Annotated in this window: 15 protein-coding genes; 9 read left to right on the top strand and 6 right to left on the bottom strand. The window is 60.9% G+C overall.

What is annotated here, in order from left to right:
• Positions 1-294: 294 nt before the first annotated feature.
• Complete coding sequence (locus CK911_RS11825; protein WP_098970151.1) at positions 295-1,419, bottom strand: anhydro-N-acetylmuramic acid kinase; 1,125 nt, start codon at positions 1,417-1,419, stop codon at positions 295-297.
• A gap of 106 nt (positions 1,420-1,525) precedes the next feature.
• Positions 1,526-2,830 carry a peptidoglycan DD-metalloendopeptidase family protein gene (locus CK911_RS11820; RefSeq protein WP_098970150.1) on the bottom strand — a complete coding sequence of 435 codons (1,305 nt, stop codon included), beginning with the start codon at positions 2,828-2,830 and terminating at the stop codon, positions 1,526-1,528.
• A 110-nt stretch (positions 2,831-2,940) separates the two neighbouring features.
• On the opposite strand from CK911_RS11820, the gene tyrS reads away from it, so the two are divergent.
• Positions 2,941-4,140: a tyrosine--tRNA ligase gene (gene tyrS, locus CK911_RS11815; RefSeq protein ID WP_042020460.1), complete on the top strand. Its 1,200-nt coding sequence runs from the start codon at positions 2,941-2,943 to the stop codon at positions 4,138-4,140.
• A gap of 51 nt (positions 4,141-4,191) precedes the next feature.
• On the opposite strand, the gene CK911_RS11810 is transcribed toward tyrS, so the two are convergent.
• Positions 4,192-5,118, bottom strand: a complete 927-nt coding sequence (locus CK911_RS11810; protein ID WP_098970149.1) for a LysR substrate-binding domain-containing protein — start codon at positions 5,116-5,118, stop codon at positions 4,192-4,194.
• 108 nt (positions 5,119-5,226) lie between these two features.
• Here CK911_RS11810 and budA point away from each other — a divergent pair, with 108 nt between their 5' ends.
• Together budA and alsS are read left to right on the top strand one after the other, a co-directional pair.
• On the top strand, positions 5,227-6,021 hold the full coding sequence (gene budA / locus CK911_RS11805; protein WP_098970148.1) for an acetolactate decarboxylase: 795 nt from the start codon (positions 5,227-5,229) through the stop codon (positions 6,019-6,021).
• An 18-nt stretch (positions 6,022-6,039) separates the two neighbouring features.
• Complete coding sequence (alsS, locus tag CK911_RS11800; RefSeq protein WP_098970147.1) at positions 6,040-7,722, top strand: acetolactate synthase AlsS; 1,683 nt, start codon at positions 6,040-6,042, stop codon at positions 7,720-7,722.
• A gap of 90 nt (positions 7,723-7,812) precedes the next feature.
• On the opposite strand, the gene CK911_RS11795 is transcribed toward alsS, so the two are convergent.
• Both CK911_RS11795 and CK911_RS11790 read right to left on the bottom strand, forming a co-directional pair.
• Positions 7,813-9,225 carry an MATE family efflux transporter gene (locus CK911_RS11795; protein WP_098970146.1) on the bottom strand — a complete coding sequence of 471 codons (1,413 nt, stop codon included), beginning with the start codon at positions 9,223-9,225 and terminating at the stop codon, positions 7,813-7,815.
• 73 nt (positions 9,226-9,298) lie between these two features.
• Positions 9,299-10,237, bottom strand: a complete 939-nt coding sequence (locus CK911_RS11790; protein WP_098970145.1) for a LysR family transcriptional regulator — start codon at positions 10,235-10,237, stop codon at positions 9,299-9,301.
• Positions 10,238-10,737: 500 nt separating this feature from the next.
• Here CK911_RS11790 and CK911_RS11785 point away from each other — a divergent pair, with 500 nt between their 5' ends.
• Entirely contained in the window at positions 10,738-12,030 is a 1,293-nt protein-coding gene (locus tag CK911_RS11785; protein ID WP_068978773.1) for an HAAAP family serine/threonine permease, read from the top strand.
• 67 nt (positions 12,031-12,097) lie between these two features.
• On the opposite strand, the gene CK911_RS11780 is transcribed toward CK911_RS11785, so the two are convergent.
• Complete coding sequence (locus tag CK911_RS11780) at positions 12,098-13,138, bottom strand: MBL fold metallo-hydrolase (protein WP_098970142.1); 1,041 nt, start codon at positions 13,136-13,138, stop codon at positions 12,098-12,100.
• Between the two features lie 156 nt (positions 13,139-13,294).
• Between CK911_RS11780 and CK911_RS11775 the strand changes: the two genes are divergently transcribed.
• From CK911_RS11775 to CK911_RS11755, 5 genes are all read left to right on the top strand, one after another.
• Positions 13,295-14,194 carry a LysR family transcriptional regulator gene (locus CK911_RS11775; protein ID WP_098970140.1) on the top strand — a complete coding sequence of 300 codons (900 nt, stop codon included), beginning with the start codon at positions 13,295-13,297 and terminating at the stop codon, positions 14,192-14,194.
• A 101-nt stretch (positions 14,195-14,295) separates the two neighbouring features.
• Entirely contained in the window at positions 14,296-15,576 is a 1,281-nt protein-coding gene (yjeH, locus tag CK911_RS11770) for an L-methionine/branched-chain amino acid transporter (protein WP_098970137.1), read from the top strand.
• Between the two features lie 393 nt (positions 15,577-15,969).
• The gene (gene cadC, locus CK911_RS11765; protein ID WP_098970135.1) at positions 15,970-17,523 is read left to right on the top strand and encodes a lysine decarboxylation/transport transcriptional activator CadC; all 1,554 of its coding nucleotides are present in this window, start codon (positions 15,970-15,972) and stop codon (positions 17,521-17,523) included.
• A gap of 747 nt (positions 17,524-18,270) precedes the next feature.
• On the top strand, positions 18,271-19,605 hold the full coding sequence (gene cadB / locus CK911_RS11760) for a cadaverine/lysine antiporter (RefSeq protein WP_042020473.1): 1,335 nt from the start codon (positions 18,271-18,273) through the stop codon (positions 19,603-19,605).
• Positions 19,606-19,681: 76 nt separating this feature from the next.
• On the top strand, positions 19,682-21,814 hold the full coding sequence (locus CK911_RS11755) for a lysine decarboxylase CadA (protein ID WP_098970133.1): 2,133 nt from the start codon (positions 19,682-19,684) through the stop codon (positions 21,812-21,814).
• Positions 21,815-21,821 lie beyond the last annotated feature (7 nt).

The following is a 21,821-nucleotide window of genomic DNA, read 5'->3' as shown; positions in this document are numbered from 1 at the left end:
TGCGGATGTTGGTCGGTTTTATCCGGTCATATATATGACGAAATATGCCATGAGATTGCAGCAGAAAAATATGGGCCTCATTTTTCGTGATGGAAAAGGCAGAAAAATAGTGGGCGATTGTCATGGTGGGGTAGGGCAGAGTGAACAAACCAATCAGGACGATCAGTCAGACATCCGAGCACAAAACCGAACCAATAAAGAGATTGCGGGCCATCCAACGCAACAGCCCCGATCTTGTTCAGAGCGGGGCTGTTGCGGGTCTATGGGGCGCGATACGGTTGCGCTTGGCAGGCTTTATCCCGCGGGATAGAGGGCTCCCAGCACGGCCGGACGGCTGGCGCCGGTGACGGCGGGCAGGTTGCCCGGCTTGCGGTGGATAAAGCACATGGCCAGCCAGGCAAATGCGGCGCCTTCCACCCAGTCGGGGGCCAGCCCCAGCTCGGCGGTGCTGGCGATGCGCCAATGGGGCAGCAGACTGGCCAGCTCCTGCAGCAGCGGGGCGTTATGGGCACCGCCGCCACAGACAAACAGCTCGGCTTTCGGTTGGCTGGCTCCGACTGCGTCGGGCCGCTCGGGCAGCTGGCGGGCGATGCTGTGGCAGGTGAGCGCCTGCAGGGTGCGCTGCACATCCACGGGGGCGTAGGCACTGCCTGCCAGCTCGCCATCGAGCCAGGCGAGGGTGAACATCTCCCGTCCGGTGCTCTTGGGGGCGGGAGCGGTGAAGTAGGGGTGAGCCAGCAGCTTTCCAAGCAGGTCAGGAATAAGCTGGCCGCTGGCGGCCCACTTACCACCGGCGTCGTAGTTGCCGCCGTGGGGCTGATGGCGACGATACCAGCCATCGAGCAGGGTGTTGGCGGGGCCGGTATCAAAACCATACACTCCGCCCGCGTTGCCCGGCAGCACCGAGATATTGGCGATGCCACCGAGGTTCAACACCACTCGCAGCGCGCCGGGTTTGGCAAACAGCGCCTGATGGAAGGCGGGCACCAGCGGTGCCCCCTGACCGCCGAGGGCCATGTCCATGGTGCGAAAATCGGCGATAACGTCGATGCCGGTCAGGGCGGCCAGCAGGGCGGCGTTGCCGATCTGCAGGGTAAAGCCGAGCTGGGGACGGTGGCGGATGGTCTGACCGTGGCTGCCGATGGCGCGAATATCTTTGGGGGTCAGCCCCGCCTTGGCCAGCAGCGCGTGGGTGGCGGCAGCAAATTCCTCTGCCACTTGCTTGTCGGCCACTCCCATGCGGTCGATTTCGTTGTCGCCCGGGGTGCAGAGTTCGTGCAGTTCGCGGGCGGTCTCTTCCGGCCAGGGGTGACAAAGCGCGGCTTCGACCCGCAGTGCATCCCCGTCGATCATTACCAGCACGGCATCGATCCCGTCCATGCTGGTCCCCGACATCAGACCTATATAGCGTTCAGCCATGGTTGTTCCTCAATTAAGGGTTGCCGAGAAAGGGGCAGGGGAGAGAGATAAGCGGATGGGGTCTTCACCCCGCCGCCCGCTTGGTTGCCGCGACTATCTGTCGCGATTATCTGCCACGACTATCCCGCTTGTTCTGGGCCAGTTGCAGCTCGGGGTTGTCGAGCTTGGCCAGTTGCGGCATCGCCAGCTTTTTGAAGTTGGCCAGCTCGCGCCCGCTCAGGGTTTCGGCCTGCGGCAGGGTGAGGGTGCGCGGGTTCTTGTGAATGCCGCCCACCACAAATTCATAGTGCAGGTGCGGGCCGGTGACGCGACCGGTGCCACCCAGGGTGCCGATGGTCTGCCCCTGTTTCACCCGCTGCCCCTTGTTGACGGTGCGCTTGGTGAGGTGCAGGTACTTGGTCACATAGTTACCGGCGTGCTTGATAAAGACATAGTTGCCGTTGAACTGGTTGTAACCGGCGGCCACCACGCTGCCTGAACCCGCCGCCATGATGGGGGTGCCCACCGGCGCCACATAGTCGATGCCGTTGTGGGGGCGGATCTTGCCGGTCACCGGATGAAGGCGGCGCGGGTTGAAGTTGGAGCTGATGTATTTGAAGTTGACCGGCGCCCGCAGGAAGCTCTTGCGCATCGCCTTGCCTTCCGGGGTGTAGTAGTTGCCGTCTCTATTGAGCACGGCGCGATAGATAGCGCCGTCGTTGACGAACTCGGCGGCCAGAATATCGCCGGAGGCGACCCGTTCGTCGTCGCGGAACTTGTCTTCGTAGACCACCCGGAAGCTGTCTCCCGGCTGCAGATCCTGGGCGAAGTCGATGTCCCAGCCGAAGATGGCGGCCAAGTCCATGATCTGATCTTCGGTCATCCCCGCCTCCACAGCGGCGCCCCAGAAGCTGGAGCGGATCTCCCCCTTGCTCACCTGTTCGCGGGTGTCGAGGGCAATCTTGAGGTTGCGGGCGAGAAACGTATCAGCCTTGCGACTGACCTTGAGCGCCTGCTCCAGACTGTGGGGGTAATAGAGGCTCTGAAGATCGCCGTGTTCGGTCAGTTTGAAGGTGAGCTCCTGCCCCGGCTGCAGCATCCGCAGGGGATCGCTGCCGTCGAGCTGGTCGATCAGGTGCAGATCCGTGGTGCTCAGGCCAATGCGCTGGAAGATCACCCCCATGTTGTCGCCACGGCGCACCTTCACCTGTTTGGTGATGTAGTGCTGCTTGGGCGGGGTGGTCGTTTGTGCCAACAGGTCAGCGTCATCCGGTTGCGACTCGGCGGCAAGCTCCCCGCTGTTGTCATCAACCCGTGTTGCAACCGCCCGTTCGCTTGGCCAGGCAGCCAGCATCATCACCATGATGCTTAAAATCAGCACCATTTTACGGTGCCAGGTGGGAAGAGCGTTGAAGGCGTTCCAAATGATCATGAGAGGCTGACGAAATCGGGCAGAATGGACGGATTTTACAGCCTTTCCAATTGGCCCGCCATTCCAGTAATATGTTTGGCCCTGTGGAATCGTGATTGGAGAGTCAAAAAATGTCCCAGCTCGAGGTGGCGCTAGCCGAGATCAAGCGCGGAGCGGAAGAAATTCTGGTTGAAGAAGAACTTGTTGCCAAGTTGAAGGAAGGGCGCCCGCTGCGCATCAAGTTGGGCATGGACCCGACCGCCCCCGACATTCACCTGGGTCATACCGTGATCCTCAACAAGCTGAAGACCTTCCAGGATCTGGGTCACGAGATCATCCTGCTGATCGGCGATTTCACTGCCATGGTGGGTGATCCCTCCGGCAAGAACAGCACCCGTCCGCCGCTCTCCGAAGAGGCCATCAAGCACAACGCCCTCACCTATGCGGAGCAGGCGTTCAAGATCCTCGATCCCGCCAAGACCCGCATCGAGTACAACTCGACCTGGCTGGGCGAGCTGGGGGCGACCGGCATGATCAAGCTGGCGGCCAAGCAGACCGTGGCCCGCATGATGGAGCGCGACGACTTTAAAAAGCGCTACACCGGCGGCCAATCCATCGCGATTCACGAATTCCTCTATCCGCTGCTGCAAGGCTATGACTCGGTTGCGCTGAAGGCGGACGTTGAGCTGGGCGGTACCGATCAGAAGTTCAACCTGCTGATGGGCCGCGAGCTGCAAAAAGATGCCGGCATGGCCGCCCAGTGCGTGCTGATGATGCCGCTGCTGGTGGGTCTGGATGGCGTCAAGAAGATGTCCAAGTCCGCTGCCAACTACATTGGCGTACACGATGCCCCGGGCGAGATGTTCGGCAAGATCATGTCCATCACCGACGTGCTGATGTGGAACTACTACGAGCTGCTCTCCTTCCGCCCGCTGGCTGAAATCGAAGAGTTCAAGGCAGGCATCGCCGCTGGCACCCTCAACCCTCGCGACGTGAAGATCTGGCTGGCCAAAGAGATCATCACCCGCTACCACGACGCAGCGGCAGCCGAAGCGGCCCACGAAGATTTCACCCAGCGCTTCTCCAAGAACGCCATGCCGGACGAAATGCCGGAAGTCGAGCTGGCGCTGGAAGGGGAAGGGCTGGCTATTGCCAACTTGCTCAAGGATGCCGATCTGGTGGCCACCACCTCCGAAGCACTGCGGATGATCAAGCAGGGCGCGGTCAAGGTTGACGGCGAGAAGCTGGAAGATGGCAAGGCACTGGTTGGTGCCGGTACTGCCGTCTATCAGGTTGGCAAACGCAAGTTTGCCCGGATTACTGTCAAATAAGCAGTACCGTCAAGTAAACAGTACCGCCAGGCAAGTCGGCCATCAGGCCGGTTAAAGCTTGTTTAACAGGGCCTCCTTCGGGAGGCCTTGTTGTATCTGGGCGACACGGATCTGGGAGATAAAGTGCCGGAGGACGGCGCTGCCGGGATGCGGCCGTGTCGCCAGACTGATGCTGGTCATCATGCCGTTGCCTGCAATGGGGTGATAACTGACCCCGAGCGGGCGCAGCGCCGCCACCGAGCGTGGCACCAGAGTCACCCCAAAGCCCGCCTGCACCATGCCGACGGTGGAGATCACCAGCGGGCATTCGGGCCCCAGTATCGGCTCGAATCCGGCCTCCCGGCAGAGGGCCACGATGCCGTCATAGAGCCCGGGCCCGATGGCATGGGGGAACAGAATGAAACTCTCGTCCTTCAGGCTGGCCAGTGGCAAGGGGCCCGGTCTGGCCTTGGGATGGCTGGTCGGCAGCGCAATCAGCAGCGGCTCCTGATCGATAAGGTGATGGGTAAACCCCTCGCTGCCACGGCAGGGCAGCCGCAAGATGGCGGCATCCAGTCGATCGTTGCGCAGCGCCTCCACCAGCGCTGGCATGGTGTCCTCCTGCGGACTGAGGGCCACCTCGGGGTAGCGCTCCCGATAGTCGTGCAGCAGGGTCAGTACCGCGGGGTGGAGCACGGTTGAACCGGCAAAGCCGATCCGCAGCGCCCCCTGCTCGCCCCGGGCAATCCGCTTTACCTTCTGTTTCGCCCCATCGGCCAGCGCCAGGATCTGCGCCGCATCCCGATAGAGGCTCTCACCCGCCTCGGTCAGCTCGATACTGCGGGTCAAACGGCGCAGCAGCGGGGTGCCGAGGGTCTCCTCCAGCTTGCGGATCTGCTGGCTCAGCGGCGGTTGGGCCATGTTGAGTGATTCGGCGGCGCGGGTGAAATTCTGCTTTTCAACAACGGCCATGAAGTAGCGGAGCGTACGAAGTTCCATATCGATTGAGTCTCAAAGTCATGGGGTCAGCGTATTGGTGTTGAAATGTGAACCAAGTCACCATTGGATCCGAACGCTAACAGGATTCACGGTGGAGGTGAAACCCGAATGGAACATATTGCAACATCTGACAGTGCCGGGTGCAGCTGTGCCCTCGAAGTGAGCCAGCAGTTTTCCCGCTGGCGCAGGCAGCATGACGGTGGCGAGATCTACCAGAGTTCCCTGATGAGCGCCCTGCTGGCGGGGGTCTACGAAGGGGAGACCACCATGAGCGAGCTATTGCGCCACGGTGACTTTGGCCTTGGCACCTTCAACCACCTCGATGGCGAGCTGATCGCCTTCGAGCGCCAGATCCACCAGCTGCGCTCCGATGGCTCGGCCCGTCCCGCCCGCGCCGATCAGAAGACCCCCTTCGCGGTGATGACCCATTTTCGCCCCTGTCTGGAGCGCCGCTTCGACCATCCCCTGAGCCGCGACGAGATCCACCAGTGGGTGGATCGGCTGGTGGGCTCCGACAACGTCTTTGTCGCCCTGCGCCTCGACGGCCAGTTTGAAACAGCCAAGGTACGCACCGTGCCGCGTCAGGAGCCCCCCTATCGCCCGATGCTGGAAGCCATCGAACAGCAACCGCTGTTCCGCTTTGCCGCGGTGGCGGGCACCCTGGTGGGCTTTCGCTGCCCGCCGTTCGTGCAGGGGGTCAATGTGGCGGGATTTCACGAGCACATGATCACCGCTGATCGCCAGGGGGGCGGCCATCTGCTCGACTACACCATGGCCCACGGCACCCTGCGACTCTCGGTGGTGCGTCACCTCAATCTGGCCCTGCCAGCGGATCCGGCTTTTCGTCAGGCCGATCTCAATCCGGCCGATCTCGATCGCGCCATTCAGGCCGCCGAAGGCTGATACACAAGGAGCAATATCATGGAAAACAGACAGTGGAAGTGTGGTGCCGAGCTGGTGGTGCGCCATCTGGAGGCGCAAGGGGTCAAGCAGGTGTTCGGGATCCCGGGTGCCAAGATTGACCGGGTGTTCGATGCGCTGGTGGACTCCCCCATCAAGACCATAGTGGTCCGCCACGAGGCGAACGCCGCCTTTATGGCCGCTGCCGTGGGGCGCCTCACCGGCAAGGCGGGGGTGGTGCTGGTCACCTCGGGCCCCGGTTGCTCGAACCTGATCACCGGGCTGGCGACCGCCACCTCGGAAGGGGACCCCATGGTGGCGCTGGGCGGTGCGGTGCGCCGCGCCGACGGCCTCAAGCTCACTCACCAGAGCATGGATACGGTCAACCTCTGCCGTCCGGTCACCAAGTTCAGCGCCCAGGTCAACAGCGGGGCGGCAATCTCGGAAGTGATGGCCAACGCCTTTCGCGCCGCCGAGCTGGGACGGCCGGGGGCGGCGTTCGTCAGCTTGCCGATGGACATCATCAACAAGCCGGTGCAGGGAAGTGTGCTGGTGCCCCATGAGGTGCCGGAGCCGGGCTGTGCCGATGAACAGAATATGGAGCAGGCATTGACCCTGCTGCGCAACGCCCAGAATCCGGTGGTGCTGCTCGGCCTGATGGCGAGCCGGCCTTCGACCGCCGAGGCGGTGCGCGCCTTCCTCGACAAGGCGCGGCTGCCGGTGACCGGTACCTATCAGGCCGCCGGGGTGGTGGACAGCTGCCACTTCGATGACTTTGCCGGGCGGGTGGGGCTCTTTAACAACCAGCCGGGGGATCAGCTGCTGGCGGGGGCCGATCTGGTGATATGCATCGGCTACAGCCCCATCGAGTACGACCCCGAGCTGTGGAATGGCGACCGGGAGCGGCGCATCCTCCATATCGACGTGCTGCCTGCCGATATCGACAGCAGCTACTGCCCGACCGCCGAGCTGGTGGGGTCGATCCGCGCCAACCTGTTGCAGCTGACCCGCATCATGGGCAATCCGAAAATCCGTCCCCCCGAGGTGGATCGGCTGCTGCAAGGGGTTCGCCAGCAGCGGTTGCGACTGGCGATGCGGGCCGACGATCTGCACGGCAATCCGGTTCACCCCTTGCGCATCGTGCGCGAGCTGCAGGATCTGGTGCGCGATGACATGACCCTCTGCGTCGACATGGGCAGCTTCCATATCTGGATTGCCCGCTACCTCTACAGTTTCCGCGCCCGTCAGGTGCTTATCTCCAACGGTCAGCAGACCATGGGAGTGGCGCTGCCGTGGGCCATCGGTGCGGCGCTGGTGCGGCCGGGGGAGAAGGTGATCTCGGTATCGGGGGATGGCAGCTTTATGCAGTCGAGCATGGAGCTGGAGACGGCGGTGCGGCTCAAGAGCAATATCGTCCACATCATCTGGGTCGATAACGGCTACAACATGGTAGCGATGCAGGAGCAGCAGAAGTATTGCCGCACCTCCGGCGTCTCCTTTGGCCCTATCGATTTCAAACGCTATGCCGAATCGTTCGGGGCGGCCGGTTTCGCGGTGCGCTCGGCTGACGAGCTGCGCGCCACCCTGCGGGCTGCGCTGGCGGTGGAAGGGCCAGCGGTGGTGGCGATCCCGGTGGATTATTCCGACAACCCTGGGCTGATGGCCCAGCTCAGGCCAGAAGTATTGGCATCAGTGCTGGCCTGAGTAGATAAGCGCAGGCAGACAGGTCGGCCCACATAGCAAAAACCGGCATCAGGGATGCCGGTTTTTTATTGCTACGCGGGATTGGCGGCCTTAACGGGCCAGCTGGACGGCGGCGCGCGCACGGGCCGGTTGCGGGTGGCGCCTGGCTTTTGGCGCGCAGGCCACTTTCAGGCGCAGCCACTCGCGCCACAGCAGCCAGCAGAGCGGCAGGGTCAGCAGCAGCACGGTGGCGGGCTGGGCCATCAACACCCCATCACGGCCCCACAGTTGCGGCAGCAGGAAAATAAGCGGCAGCAGCAGCAGGGTTTTAGCGAGGGAGATGACCAGCGCTTGCCGAGTACGGGCCATGGATTGCAGCAGCACTATGCCAAATACGATGACCCCCTCCAGTGGAATGGCGCCGAGGTTAAGGGTCAGGCTGCTGATGGCGGCGGCCAGCAGTTCGGGATCGTTATTGCCGGTATAGAGCATGGCGACCTGTCTTGGCAGCAGTTGGATGGTGAGCCACACCAGCATGCCGTAGATAAAGGTGATCTTGAGCCCCATCTCCATCAGGAATTTGAGGTCGCGGTGGCGCTTGGCCCCTGCCGCCTTGCTGATCAGCGGTTGAATGCCGAAGGCCAGCCCTTGCAGGATGACGATAAAGACCGCTTCGGTGTAACCGGCCACGGTAAAGCCCGCCAGATCCTTCACATTGCCGTACACCATCAGCTGGCTGTTGTGCAGCATCAGCAACAGGCCGAGGTTGAACTGGGCGATCAGGCTTGGCAGCCCGGTAAAGAGCAGGTTCGGCATGGCCGGGAGGTTGGGCACCAGATCCCGCCATGCGAGTTGCAGCCGTGCCCAGGGGGTAAAGAAGTAGCCAAGGCCGATCAGGCTAACGATACCTTCTGCCATCAGGGTGGCCTGGGCGGTGCCGATCAATCCCAGCCCCAGCCGACCCACCATGATGTAGTTGAGGATGATGTTGAGCACGGCGCCGCTGCTCACCAGCACCATCGCCAGCTTCGGGCGGCCATCGTTGCGCAGCAGATAGGGCACCGCCAGATTGCTGGCCAGCAGCAGGGTACCGCCGCCAATCCAGGTGAGGTAGTCGCTCGCCTGTTTCCAGGTGTCGGTGCCCTGCTCGATCCCCAGTCCCAGCAAGATATCGGTGTGGGTGTAATAGAGCAGCGCGGGTGCAAGCACCCCGAGTCCTGCCAGCAGCCAGAGGGCATTGACCAGCGCCTGACGGGCCAGCTTGTCGTTTTTCGCCCCTTGCTGGAAGGAGATGGCGGTAGCCGCCCCCATGCTGATCATGGCGGCCAGACCGATCAGCACCATGATGACCGGATAGACCAGATTGATCCCGGCGAGGCCAGCGGCACCAACGTAGTGGCCGACGAAGATGCCATCGATGAGGTAGTAGGCCCCCGAGACCAGCATGGCAAGAATGGAGGGGAGGGCGTAAGCCCAGAAGCGGCGGGTCATGGCCCGTTGCCGCAGTGTTAAATAGGCAGACATATCTGTTCTCTTGGGGAGCTCAATTATCGAACAGCTAGTCTAGATTAATACTTATTTGGTGATAATCATGGTTTCACTTGATGAATTGCTGAGTATTACTCACTAATCCGGGGTTTTGGTAGTGAGCCTTGAGCATGTCGATCAGGATGCGCAGGCCGCTGCCCAGCTGGTGCCGACTGGGATAGAAGAGGTAGAAACCGGCAAAGATGGGGCACCAGGGCTCCAGCACGGTGAGCAGTTTCCCCTCTGCCACCTTTTGGCTCACCTCCTCTTCCAGACAGTAGGCCAGCCCAAGCCCCGCCTCGGCGGCACCCAGATAGAGGGCCGGGGTGCTGGTGGTGAGTGGCCCGGTCACCTCGATCTCCAGCATGTTGCCATCGGCGGCAAAGGCCCAGCGATAGTGATGGTGCGGGGTGAGGCGATAGCCGATGCAGGCGTGGCGACTCAGCTCGCTCGGGTGCTGCGGTGCGCCATGTTCCGCCAGATAGGCGGGGGAGCCCACCACCAGATAGCGCTGGGGCGAGCCGAGGGGGATGCCGATCATCTCTTTGGGCAGCAGATCGCCATAAAAGAGCGCCGCATCATACCCATCTTCAATCAGCCGGGGCATCAGCTCCTGCTCCACCACCTCCACCTGCATTCTGGGATAGCGGCGCAGATAGTCGATAAGCACCGGTGCCAGCAGGCTGTCGATGGCACCGCGCGGGGCGCAGAGCTTGATCCGGCCCACCGGCTCGTCGCTGTTGCGAGCCAGCTCGCTGAGCGCCTCTTCCAGAGTGTTAAGGGTTGGCAACAACTGCTTGAGCAGCCGCTGGCCCGCGTCGGTCGGCACCACGGCGCGGGTGCTGCGGTTGAGTAGACGGACACCTAATCTGGCCTCCAGTCCCTTCAGGCTGTGGCTAATGGCGGAGGCGGAGACCCCGAGTTCGAGGGCGGCCTTGCTGAAGCTGCGGTGGCGGGCGACGGCGGCGAATACCGCCAGTTCGGCGAGATCGGTACGGGTAATGGTCATCATCAATCAACAAAAAGGCGTGAGCCACAAGGGTACGCCAAGGCTGTGCTGCACACAATCCGCGCGCAATGAGTGGTTTGTTGCAAAAATGTAGCCGCTCGCAGGCCATTGATTCCAGTGAAACTAAGTTGAATTGTTAAAAAAAACTCACAACAAGGCATTCGCAATGTGATCTTGGTCGTCCGAAAGGCGACACGAATCAAACTTTGGTTGATTAATTCAAAAAAACGCTGTGATTAATAGGGGTATTTAATTAGAGTCAACCCATCAAGAGTGGTGCACGTTAAGCAGTTGTTAAGCGAGACGGGCACTGACCCTCAGGGTCAAAATTTCGCACTGTTGTTTGTTGCGGTCTTGTTGTCACAAGGAGTGATGGCCAGGTTGCCGGGGTGCGAGAGGTTAATGAGAGGGATGAACAGCAGGCGTTCCAGGGAGATGGAACCGGGCCGAGAGCCCGAACAAACAAGAATCCCATTTTTCCTAGATGACAGGAACAACGTATGTCTGACATGAATATTGCAGCTGATGGTCGTTTAGCCAGCAACACTTCCCGCGGCATCAACAAGGCCGATGTGGTCTGGATGCTGGGTCTGTACGGTACCGCGATCGGTGCCGGTGTGCTCTTCCTGCCAATCAACGCCGGTGTAGGTGGTCTGTGGCCGCTGGTTGCCATGTTGATCCTGGCCCTGCCGCTGACTTTCTTCGCTCACCGTGGTCTGGCCCGCTTCGTGCTGTCCGGCTCTACCCGTGATGGCGACATCACTGAAGTAGTAGAAGAGCACTTCGGCAAGACCGCAGGCAAGTTCATCACCCTGCTCTACTTCTTTGCCATCTACCCGATCGTACTGATGTATTCGGTTGCTATCACCAACACCGTCGAGAGCGTGATTGTTCACCAGCTGGGCATGTCTGCACCTCCCCGTGCCGTCCTGTCACTGGCGCTGATCCTCGGTCTGATGGCGGTTGTTCGTCTGGGCGGCCAGGTTATCGTCAAAGCGATGAGCGTGCTGGTATTCCCGTTCGTGATCACCCTGATGGGCCTGGCGTTCTACCTGATCCCGCACTGGAACGGTACCATCATCACTGAAGCTCCAGCGCTGGCTGACGCCTTCAACGGTGACTTCCTCAAGACCCTGTGGCTGGCTATCCCGGTAATGGTGTTCTCCTTCAACCACTCCCCGATCATCTCCTCCTTCGCGGTGGACAACAAAGGTCGTTACGGTGAAGGTGCCGAGAAGAAGTGCAGCAACATCCTGCTGGGCGCCCACGTCATGATGGTCATGACCGTTATGTTCTTCGTATTCAGCTGCGTACTGAGCCTCTCCCCGGCTGACCTGGCTGCTGCCAAAGAACAGAACATCTCCATCCTGTCCTACCTGGCCAACCACTTCGACAACCCGGTTATCGCCACTGTGGCTCCGTTGATTGCCATGGTTGCCATCAGCAAATCCTTCCTGGGTCACTACCTGGGTGCGCAAGAAGGCATGAACGGCCTGATGGCCAAGGCGCTGCGCGAGAAGGGCAAGAATGTTGACATCAAGCAGCTGAACAAAGTGACTGCGGTGTTCATGATTCTGACCACCTGGGCTATCGCCACCATCAACCCGAGCATCCTCGGCATGATTGAAGACCTGGGCGGCCCGATCATCGCAATGCTGCTGTTCCTGATGCCGATGTACGCCATCACCAAGGTTCCGGCCATGCGCAAATACGCTGGCAACATCAGCAACGGCTTTGTGACCCTGATTGGCCTGATCGCCATGTCCGGTATCATCTACAAGCTGATTGCCTGATAACTCCGGTTACCGAGTTGAATGAAGAAGCCGCCTCGCAAGAGGCGGCTTTTTTTATGGCCGGGATTCAGGGCTGGGCGTTGTCGATGTTCTCCGACTGCCAGAGGGCATAGCCCTTGCCGGAGGCCGTAGTGGGCAGATCAATTTGCATCAGGTCGTTGCCGATGACGAACGGCCCCGTGTAGCGGGCACGCAGATCCTGCGCCAAATCTTTCACCGAGATCTGGCCGTTGAGGCCGATATGGCTGAACACCGTCAGCGCCGGTTTGGCTTCGTTCATCACTCTTGCCGCCTGCTCGGGGGAGGCGAGGTGACCGGCGATCGCTTTGTAACCGGGGTTGGCCTTCATCCGGGCGGCAGAGGTCATGGAGACGCAGTGCACCAGCAGATCGGCCCCTTTGGCCTGCTTCACCACCTCCGGGCTGTAGCGGGTATCGCCGGAGAGCACCACGCTGTGGCCGTGGTAGTCGATGCGATAGCCGAGCGACGGCTTGATGTTGACCCCGTGATCGTTGTCAAAGGCGGTTACCTTGACTCCGTCCTGGTCGTAGACCACCCCGGCGGTGACCTCGTGGCTGTTGATCTCCACCCCGTCCAGCGGCGTTCCCTCATCCTTGACCCGGGTGGCGATGTCGGTGGCGTAGGCCTGTTGCAAGCCACGGGCGAGGGCTGTGGTGCCCTTGGGGCCGTAAAGTGCCATCGGCGCGTGGCGTTGGCCATAGGCCGGTTGTAGCCAGCCGGTCAGCCAGAGATCCGCCAGCCCGTTGGTGTGGTCTGAGTGAAAGTGGGTGAGGAAGAAGGCGTTGACCCGGCCGATGGGGATATGCAGCTGCCACAGGCGAGTGGTGGAGTTGCGGCCAAAATCGAACACCAGCTTCTGGTTGCCCGCCTCGACCAGGGTGCTGTAACCGCCGCGACTGATCTGGGGCACCGGGGTGCCGGTGCCGAGCAGGCTGACCCGGAAGATATCGGGCTGGGCCTGGGTTGCGGTTAGGGGGGCGGCGACGGGGGCATTCTGTTGTGTATTGATAAAGCGGCTCTCGGCAGCCTGGCTGGTGCCGGTGGCAAGCAGACCGACCAGTAGTGCGGCCAGATAGGTACTTTTCATGGGGATTTATCCTGTGGGGAGAGGTACTGCATCACTCTATTGGTAACTAAAGGATGGATAAATTGGCTAAAATCCATTTCTTACTAAACTGGTAGTTGTGAATCAGGGGCCCGACAGTGGGTCGCATTGCCCTGAAAAGCGGGCAAAGGAGGGGTTTTGGACCGATTGACCAGCATGCGCATCTTCACCCGGGTGGTGGAGCTGGGTTCATATAGCGCGGTGGCAAGTGAGCAGGGGATCAGCGCCCAGATGGTGGGCAAACATATGCTGGGGCTGGAGCAGTGGCTGGGGGGGAAGCTGTTTCACAAGACCACCCGCCAGCAGACCCTCACCGAGCTGGGTCAGCTCTTTTTGGCCCGCTGCCAGCGGGTGCTGGAGGAGCTGGCGCTGACCGAATCGCTCACTCAGAACCTGCTGGCCGAGCCCGCCGGTCGGCTGCGCATCGCCGCCCCCCTCAGCTTTGGCCACCACCGGCTGGTGCCGCTGCTGCCCGCCTTCCTTGAACGTTACCCCAAGCTGGATCTGGATCTGCAACTCACTCCCCGCTGGGTCGATCTGGTGGAGGAGGGATTCGATGCCGCAATCCGCACCCTGCGCCCGCAGGATGAGGCGCTGATTGCCCGTCCGTTGTTGACCCAGCACTACCACCTCTGCGCCGCCCCCGACTACCTAGCCCGGCACGGCGTGCCCCGCCAGCCAGCCGATCTCGCTCACCACCAGTGCCTGCACGGCAACTGGGGTGAGCACGAACGCTGGCAGTTTGTCGGCGAGGATGGTCAAAACGAAGAGGTGCGGGTGGCCTCGCGCCTGCGCATCAACCACTGGCCAGCCTTGTTAATGGCGGCACTGGCTGGCGCTGGCATCACCTTGCAGCCCGCCGAACAGGTGCAAGGCCATATCGCAGCGGGGCGTCTGCTCCCGCTGCTTGGCCACTATCAGCCCCCTGCCAAGACCCTCTACTTTATCTATCCGGCGGCGCGCCGGCAGGTGCTCAAGATCACCCTGTTGGGGGATTTTCTGGCCGAGTCCCTGCAAGCTAAGCCCGAGCCTGAATAAAAGGCTGCATATTTTCGCCACCGCGCTTAACCATCGTACTTAACAAAGGGGCGTGGCAGGCCTAACATGGCGGGATGTTTTTTTAGTCAGGACAAAAGGATATGTCTGCGTTGAAAAAGGATCTCGGGCTCTGGCAGGGGATGGGGCTGCTTGCCACCTCGCTGCTCGGTACCGGGATCTTCGTGGTGCCGGCGACCGCCGCCTCGTTGGCGGGTGGGGCGTCGCTGTGGGCCTGGCTGTTGCTGATTGCGCTGGTGCTGCCCATCGCCTTTACCTTCGCCCGCCTCGGCCGCCGTTATCCTCATGCGGGCGGTGCGCCGCACCTGATTGGCCTCGCTTTTGGCAACGGCGCCGAGCGCTTCTCTGCCTTTCTCTTTCTGGCGGTGCTGCCGGTGGGCCTGCCCGCTGCGTTGATGATCGCCGCCGGTTTCTGGCACGCCCTGTTCGAGATGGGGGAGTGGGCCCTGTGGGGTATCCAGCTGCTCACCCTGCTCGGGGTATTTCTGCTGGGGCTGCGGGGGGCGCGATCCTCCGGCAACCTGCAACTGCTGATCGCGCTCGCCATTCTGGGGCTCACCCTGCTTATCTGGTTCAAGGGGGAGGTGAGCTGGCGCGATGCAGCGCGGCCCTTGCCGAGCGCGGACGAGTGGCCTGCCATGGCCACCGCGCTGGCGGTGATGTTCTGGTGTTTCGTCGGGCTCGAGGCCTTCGCCCATATGGGGGAGGAGTTCAAGCGGCCGGAGCGGGACTACCCCATCGCCCTGCTCGGCGGAGTGCTGTTGGCGGGGCTTATCTACTGGGTGCACTCGCTGGTGGTGCTCAAATATGGTCTCTACGGCGATGAGGCGAAAAACGCCACCGCCATCCCCTCCCTGCTGGCGCTGCTGTTTGGTCCCACCGCCAAGTGGCTGGTGGCGGTGCTCGGCTACCTCTCCTGTTTTGCCAGCATCAACATCTACCTGCAGGGCTTTGCCCGGCTGATCTGGAGCATGGCGCGAGAAGGCAAGCTGCCTCCCTCGCTGGCGCAGCTCACTGCTCGCGGCGCGCCGCTGCGGGCGCTCACTCTGGTGCTCGCCATCTGCCTGCTCTGCATCACCCTGATCATCTGGCTGCGACTGCCGCTGGATGAGCTGATCCGCTACGCCAACGGCAACTTCGTGCTGGTCTACCTGCTCTGTATGGCGGCGGGCTGGCGCCTGCTCGGCGGGGTCGGCAAGGGGCTGGCGGGGGTGAGTGTGTTGCTCTGCGCCCTGGTGCTGGTGGCCCTCGCCACTCAGGTGCTCTATGCGGTGGTGCTGAGTCTTGGCTACGGCTGCTTCTCGTTGTGGCGGCGTTATCTGCGCCGCAGTCGTCAGCAGGATGCGTTCCCGGTGGCGAAGTAACGTCTCCCCGATTGCCGGAAAAATGAGAAAGCCCTGATGTTCAGGGCTTTTTTGATTCCGACATATGGGATGTTCATATGAATACTAGCTGGCACGCTATTTGCCGAAAAGTGCGGGGTCGGATCAACTCAACGGCGATTTATAGCCAAAAAAAGTGGGATCCAGCTCCCGTTTTGCTTAAAGTGCTCCTTTCCGATCCCGATGGTCGGAATGCCCGCAAGGATGCCCTTCTGACGTAAACAGGATGGCCTGGCCAGACAGACTCACAGCGATATTCACTGTTCCGGTTCCCTTTTCTGCCGCTTCCCTGCTGGCAGCGCCCTGTTCCGTTCAGTCAGTCCGGGTTTTGCGTCACTCTCATCGTGCATTGTCACCATCTGCAGCGAGTGAATCATGAGCGAATCGGTTTTTGAGATCCACGACTGGACCCTGAGCGTTGACGACAACATGCTGTGTCGCCCCGACCGCGAGGTCTACCTCGAACCCAGACTGGTCAATCTGTTGCGGTTTCTGGCCCACAATGCCGGTACCGTGTTTGGCCGCGATGCCCTGATCAACGAGGTGTGGGATGGCGCCGAGGTGACCGATCAGGTGGTGACCCAGTCCATCTTCGAACTGCGCAAGATCCTCAAAGATGGTCGCACCGATGCGACCGACTATATCGTCACCGTGCCCAAGCGCGGCTACAAGCTGGTGGCGCCGGTGCGGCCGCAGCAGGTGGTTGCTGTGGTGATGGCGGATGAGCAGCCCGCGCCTGCGGTCAATACCGCTATCTCCGACAACCCGACTCTCTCTGACCTGAGCCCGCCCGCGGCTGATCAGGATGATGATGCACTGCCCAATGTCGCCCCTTTTCCCGCCGGGCCCCTGACCCGCGCCATCTCCACCCATGCCAAGGATGCTCGCAGCCGTTGGAAGATGGTGAGTTTCGATATCTTCGTTGCCATCGTGTTGATCGCCATTGTCAGCATGCTCAGCTACCAGCACACCAGTCCCCAGGTGCACGCCATGCTGGATCCCAATCTGCTGGTGTTCCGTTTCCACTCCGGCATGGATGACAACAACGAGAACGTGCGTCTGGCCGATGGCATCACCCGCGCTCTGATGGGGGAGGTGGCGGTGGCCACGCCGCTGCGGGTGCAGTATGGCGCCACCAACCTGATGGGGGGCATCATGCCCGGCAAGGAGCTGAGCGTGCGGGTCACCCGCCAGCCCCGGGGCACCTATCTCGATCTGGAGTACCGCAATATCAACACCAACCGGGTGCTGTTCAGCCATCAATACCAGCTCAGCCGCCACAATGTGCACGGGGTGTTGCAGGCGAGCAGTCAGGATCTGCTGCGCGCCCTCGACCAGCCGGATGCCGAGCCGGGGATGGGTTGGCCCACCGACGATGCCTCGCTGATGGCACTGATGGAGGCCCACTACTACACCAACAGCCGGGATCCGGTGGCCCTCAAGCGGGGCATCGATCTGCTGGAGCAGGCGCTGATTGCCCATCCTGATCAGCCGCTGCTGCTGGCGGAGCGCTATCTGGCTGGCGAGGCGCTGGCGACCCTGGCGGGCAAATCCGAGAGCGAGCGGCTGCAGGGGATCGGCACCCATCTTGCCAGCGTGGTGCAAAACAGCGGCGCCCTGCCTGCCAGGGTGTGGGAGGCTTTGACCCTGCAGGCGATCCTCAACAGCCAGCAACAGCAGGCCGACTATCTGCTGGAGCAGGCGGCGAGTCGTGGCCGCTCGGTGCTCTACTACATACTGCAGGGCAAGCTGGCGGAGCTGGGCGGTCGCCCCGAGGCGGCGGGGGATGCCTACAGTCAGGCCTTCCTGATGGAGGCGACCGAGCAGACCTATCTGCTCTGCCAGCAGCTCGGTTTCTACAGCAATATGGAGAGCCTCACTCCGGCCCTGTTCAATGCGCTGGGCCAGAGCAAGGTGAAGCTCTTCTAACACTGCGGCTCTTGTTTTCCCTCGGCCAGCCCCGTTGCTGGCTCCATCCACAGGCTGCCTTCTGGCGGCCTGTGTTGTTTCTGCCTGTATCAATCCTGCTGCCTGCCATTGGGATGGCCGTTTTGGTGCTGCCCGATTTATCTCCTGCTATTCCACCACTATCCCCATTTGCCTTATCGCGGCATTTGCTGCATTCGCGCTTGACCGGCTTTGTGCCACGCGACTGCCCGTGCCGTCATCCCATAGTTGGCGGCGGGATAAGATGTCCGTCACTGCTCACTGCTCACTGCTTACCAGTTATCGCCACTTAGCTTTGCCTCTTCATCTGGATGGCGATGAGACGAGCGGAGGGTCAAACAGGAGGTGAGCGGCCACTCAGGGCAATGGCCCGCAGGGCGTTCGGATGGCTACAAGGGGAGTGGGCGCAATGGGAGCCTCGTTATCCCGGGTTTATCTGGCCAAAAATATCAAGGCGGCGAGATAAAGGGGTTATCAAGGGGCAAAAACGGGTTGGCCGGATATCAAGGTTTTATCAAGGTGGCGGCGCGCCTTGATTTCAAGCTACTGTTTTTAAATGGTTTTTATAGAAAGCGATGAGGCGATGAAAAAAGTTGCCTCATATTTTTATCCGTTAGCTGGTCTTTATGTTTTACGGGGATGAGAGGCCTAGTCTGTGCCCATTCGTTGGCGGGGCGTTCCGCCAAATGTGTATGTGACGACCCGACCTTTTATAGAACCGGAGATCTTATGTCCCTCGATACGAGCAAGAAGATTGGCCTTATCGCCTGTACAGGTGTGGTGGCCGGCAACATGATGGGGAGTGGCATCGCGCTGCTGCCTTCGGCACTGGCCACCATCGGCTCCATCTCTGTCTTTAGCTGGGCAATCTGTCTGGTAGGCGCCATGGGCCTCGCTTTCGTCTTCGCCCGCCTTGCTACCAAGAACCCGCAAGAGGGTGGCCCCATTGCTTACGCTGGCGAGATCTCTCCGGTGTTCGGTTTCCAGACCGGTGTGCTCTATTACCACGCCAACTGGATCGGTAACCTGGCCATCGCCATTACCGGCGTCTCCTACCTCTCGGTGTTCTTCCCCATTCTCAACAGCCCGATCCCTGCCGCCGCAGCCACCATCGCTGCCGTATGGATCTTCACCTTCGTCAACCTGCTTGGCGGTAGTTGGGTGAGCCGACTCTGTACTCTGGGTCTGGTGCTGATCCTGCTGCCAGTTGTCGGTACTGCGGTGATGGGTTGGGGCCATTTTGATACCAGCGTCTACAGCCAGAACTGGAACACTACCAGCGGCAGTGACCTGCATGCGGTCATCAGCGCCGTGCTGATCTGCCTCTGGTCTTTCGTGGGTGTCGAGTCTGCCGCCGTCTCCTCCGGCATGGTGAAGAACCCCAAGCGCACCGTACCGCTCGCCACCATGCTGGGTACCGGTATCGCGGGTGTTATCTACATCCTCTCTACCCAAGTGATCAGCGGCATGTTCCCGGCCGGTGAAGTGGCTGCCTCCGGCGCCCCGTTTGCCATGGCCTCTTCCGCCATCTTCGGTAGCTGGTCTGCGCCGTTTGTCTCTGCCTTCACCGCGCTGGCCTGCTTCACCTCGCTGGGCTCCTGGATGATGCTGGTGGGCGAGGCGGGCAAGCGTGCCGCCAACGATGGCAACTTCCCGAAAATCTACGGCGAACTGGACAAGAACGGCGTCGCCAAGAAGGGTCTGATCCTCGGCTCCCTGAAGATGACTGCCCTGATGATCGGCCTGACCGCCTTCACCTCCCAGTCCGCTCACGCTGCAGATCTCTTCAACGTGCTGACCACAGATGCGGTGCTGCTGACCATGCTGCCCTACTTCTACTCCAGCATTAACCTCATTCGCTTCGAGGGCATGACCTCCCGCAGTATCGGCACCATGATCTTCTCCGGCGTTGCCTGTGTCTTCTGTCTGGTGGCCCTGATGGGCGCCCAGGGTTCCAACCTCACTGCCACCTTCGTGGTGTCGCTCATCATCCTGATGTTCTACGCCAAAAAACAGGGGCTGCGTCAGCACGACGCCCTGCTCAAAGAGCAAGCCAGCCACTAATTCCATTTTCCTTTTCCGAGCGCTCTTCACTCACCATCCCTGATGGAGAGCGCCCCTCTACGTGTGGAGCATCAAGATGAATATCATTGCCATCCTCAACCACCTGGGCGTGTTCTTTAAAGAAGAACCCATTCGCCAGCTGCAAGCCTCCCTCGAACGCAAGGGTTTCGAGGTTGTTTATCCGGTCGATGTGGCCGATCTGCTGAAACTGATCGAGAAGAACCCCCGCGTCTGCGGCGCCATCTTCGACTGGGACAAATACTCCCTGGGCCTGTGCAAGGAGATCCACGATCGCAACGAGAAGCTGCCGATCTTCGCCTTTGCCAACGACCAGTCCACTCTGGATATTCACCTGACCGACCTGCGTCTGAACGTGCACTTCTTCGAGTACCGTCTCGGCATGGCCGACGACATCGCCCTCAAGATGGGTCAGGCCACTCAGGAGTATCAGGACGCCATCCTGCCGCCGTTCACCAAGGCGCTGTTCAAGTACGTGGAAGAGGGTAAATACACCTTCTGTACCCCGGGTCACATGGGCGGTACCGCCTTCCAGATGAGCCCGGCCGGCAGTATCTTCTATGACTTCTACGGCCCGAACGCGTTCAAGGCTGACGTCTCCATCTCCATGCCGGAGCTGGGCTCCCTGCTGGATCACTCAGGTCCGCACAAGGAAGCCGAAGAGTACATCGCCCGTACCTTCAACGCTGATCGCTCCTATATCGTCACCAACGGCACCTCCACCGCCAACAAGATCGTCGGCATGTTCTCCGCCCCGGCAGGCAGCACTGTGCTGGTTGACCGCAACTGCCACAAGTCGCTCACTCACCTGATGATGATGAACGACGTGACCCCGATCTACTTCCGTCCGACCCGCAACGCCTACGGCATTCTGGGCGGTATCCCGCAGAGCGAATTCAGCCGCGAGACCATAGCGGCCAAGGTCGCCGCCACCCCGGGTGCCCAGGCACCGCGTTACGCGGTGATCACCAACTCTACCTATGATGGCCTGCTCTACAACACCGGCTTCATCAAGCAGAGTCTGGATACCCCGTACATTCACTTCGACAGTGCCTGGGTGCCTTACACCAACTTCAGCCCGATCTATGAGGGCAAGTGCGGCATGAGCGGCGAAGCCATGCCGGGCAAGGTGTTCTACGAAACCCAGTCCACCCACAAGCTGCTGGCAGCCTTCTCCCAGGCCTCGATGATCCACATCAAGGGTGACGTGGAGGAAGAGACCTTCAACGAAGCCTTCATGATGCACACCTCCACCTCGCCGCAGTACGGCATAGTGGCCTCTACCGAAATCTCCGCCGCCATGATGCGGGGCAACACCGGCAAGCGTCTGATCAAGGACTCCATCGATCGCGCCGTCTCCTTCCGCAAAGAGATCAAGCGTCTGCGTGATCAGAGCGAAGGCTGGTTCTTCGACGTATGGCAGCCGGACAACATCGACACCGTCGAGTGCTGGAAGCTGGATCCGAAAGATGACTGGCACGGTTTCAACGGCATCGACGATGACCACATGTACCTCGACCCCATCAAGGTCACCCTGCTGACTCCGGGTATGGGTCGTGATGGCAAGCTGCTGGAGAAGGGGATCCCTGCCTCACTGGTCTCCAAGTTCCTGGACGAGCGGGGCATAGTGGTGGAGAAGACCGGTCCTTACAACATGCTGTTCCTGTTCTCTATCGGTATCGATCAGTCCAAGGCGATGCAGCTGCTGCGTGCCCTGACCGAGTTCAAGCGTGGTTATGATCTGAACCTGACCATCAAGAACATTCTGCCGAGCCTCTATCGGGAAGACCCGAGCTTCTACGAAGGGATGCGCATTCAGGCGCTGGCCCATAGCATCCACGATCTGACCTGCAAATACCGTCTGCCGGAGCTGATGTTCAAGGCATTTGACGTGCTGCCGGAGATGAAGATGACCCCGCATGCCGCATGGCAGCAAGAGCTGGCGGGCAATCTGGAAGAGGTGCCGTTGCGTGACATGGTTGACCGCATCAGCGCCAACATGATACTGCCGTACCCGCCGGGAGTACCCTTGGTACTGCCGGGCGAGATGGTGACCAAGGATTCTCTGCCGGTGCTCGAGTTCCTCGAGATGCTGTGCGAGATCGGTGCCCACTACCCGGGCTTCGAGACCGATATCCACGGCCTCTATCGTCAGGCCGATGGCAGCTACACCGTCAAGGTGCTGTGTTAATCGACGG

Origin of the sequence: Aeromonas sp. CU5, from assembly GCF_002586745.1 — a bacterium.
GTDB lineage: Bacteria > Pseudomonadota > Gammaproteobacteria > Enterobacterales > Aeromonadaceae > Aeromonas > Aeromonas sobria.
Note: the sequence above shows the minus strand (reverse complement) of the source record. Positions and strands in the feature narration are given on the sequence as shown.

Excerpts from the sequence above, each read along its gene's own strand:
- CK911_RS11825 (WP_098970151.1), bottom strand. The coding sequence starts at position 1,419 with ATGGCTGAACGCTATATAGGTCTGATGTCGGGGACCAGCATGGACGGG.
- CK911_RS11820 (WP_098970150.1), bottom strand. The coding sequence starts at position 2,830 with ATGATCATTTGGAACGCCTTCAACGCTCTTCCCACCTGGCACCGTAAA.
- tyrS (WP_042020460.1), top strand. The coding sequence starts at position 2,941 with ATGTCCCAGCTCGAGGTGGCGCTAGCCGAGATCAAGCGCGGAGCGGAA.
- CK911_RS11810 (WP_098970149.1), bottom strand. The coding sequence starts at position 5,118 with ATGGAACTTCGTACGCTCCGCTACTTCATGGCCGTTGTTGAAAAGCAG.
- budA (WP_098970148.1), top strand. The coding sequence starts at position 5,227 with ATGGAACATATTGCAACATCTGACAGTGCCGGGTGCAGCTGTGCCCTC.
- alsS (WP_098970147.1), top strand. The coding sequence starts at position 6,040 with ATGGAAAACAGACAGTGGAAGTGTGGTGCCGAGCTGGTGGTGCGCCAT.
- CK911_RS11795 (WP_098970146.1), bottom strand. The coding sequence starts at position 9,225 with ATGTCTGCCTATTTAACACTGCGGCAACGGGCCATGACCCGCCGCTTC.
- CK911_RS11790 (WP_098970145.1), bottom strand. The coding sequence starts at position 10,237 with ATGACCATTACCCGTACCGATCTCGCCGAACTGGCGGTATTCGCCGCC.
- CK911_RS11785 (WP_068978773.1), top strand. The coding sequence starts at position 10,738 with ATGTCTGACATGAATATTGCAGCTGATGGTCGTTTAGCCAGCAACACT.
- CK911_RS11780 (WP_098970142.1), bottom strand. The coding sequence starts at position 13,138 with ATGAAAAGTACCTATCTGGCCGCACTACTGGTCGGTCTGCTTGCCACC.
- yjeH (WP_098970137.1), top strand. The coding sequence starts at position 14,296 with ATGTCTGCGTTGAAAAAGGATCTCGGGCTCTGGCAGGGGATGGGGCTG.
- cadC (WP_098970135.1), top strand. The coding sequence starts at position 15,970 with ATGAGCGAATCGGTTTTTGAGATCCACGACTGGACCCTGAGCGTTGAC.
- cadB (WP_042020473.1), top strand. The coding sequence starts at position 18,271 with ATGTCCCTCGATACGAGCAAGAAGATTGGCCTTATCGCCTGTACAGGT.
- CK911_RS11755 (WP_098970133.1), top strand. The coding sequence starts at position 19,682 with ATGAATATCATTGCCATCCTCAACCACCTGGGCGTGTTCTTTAAAGAA.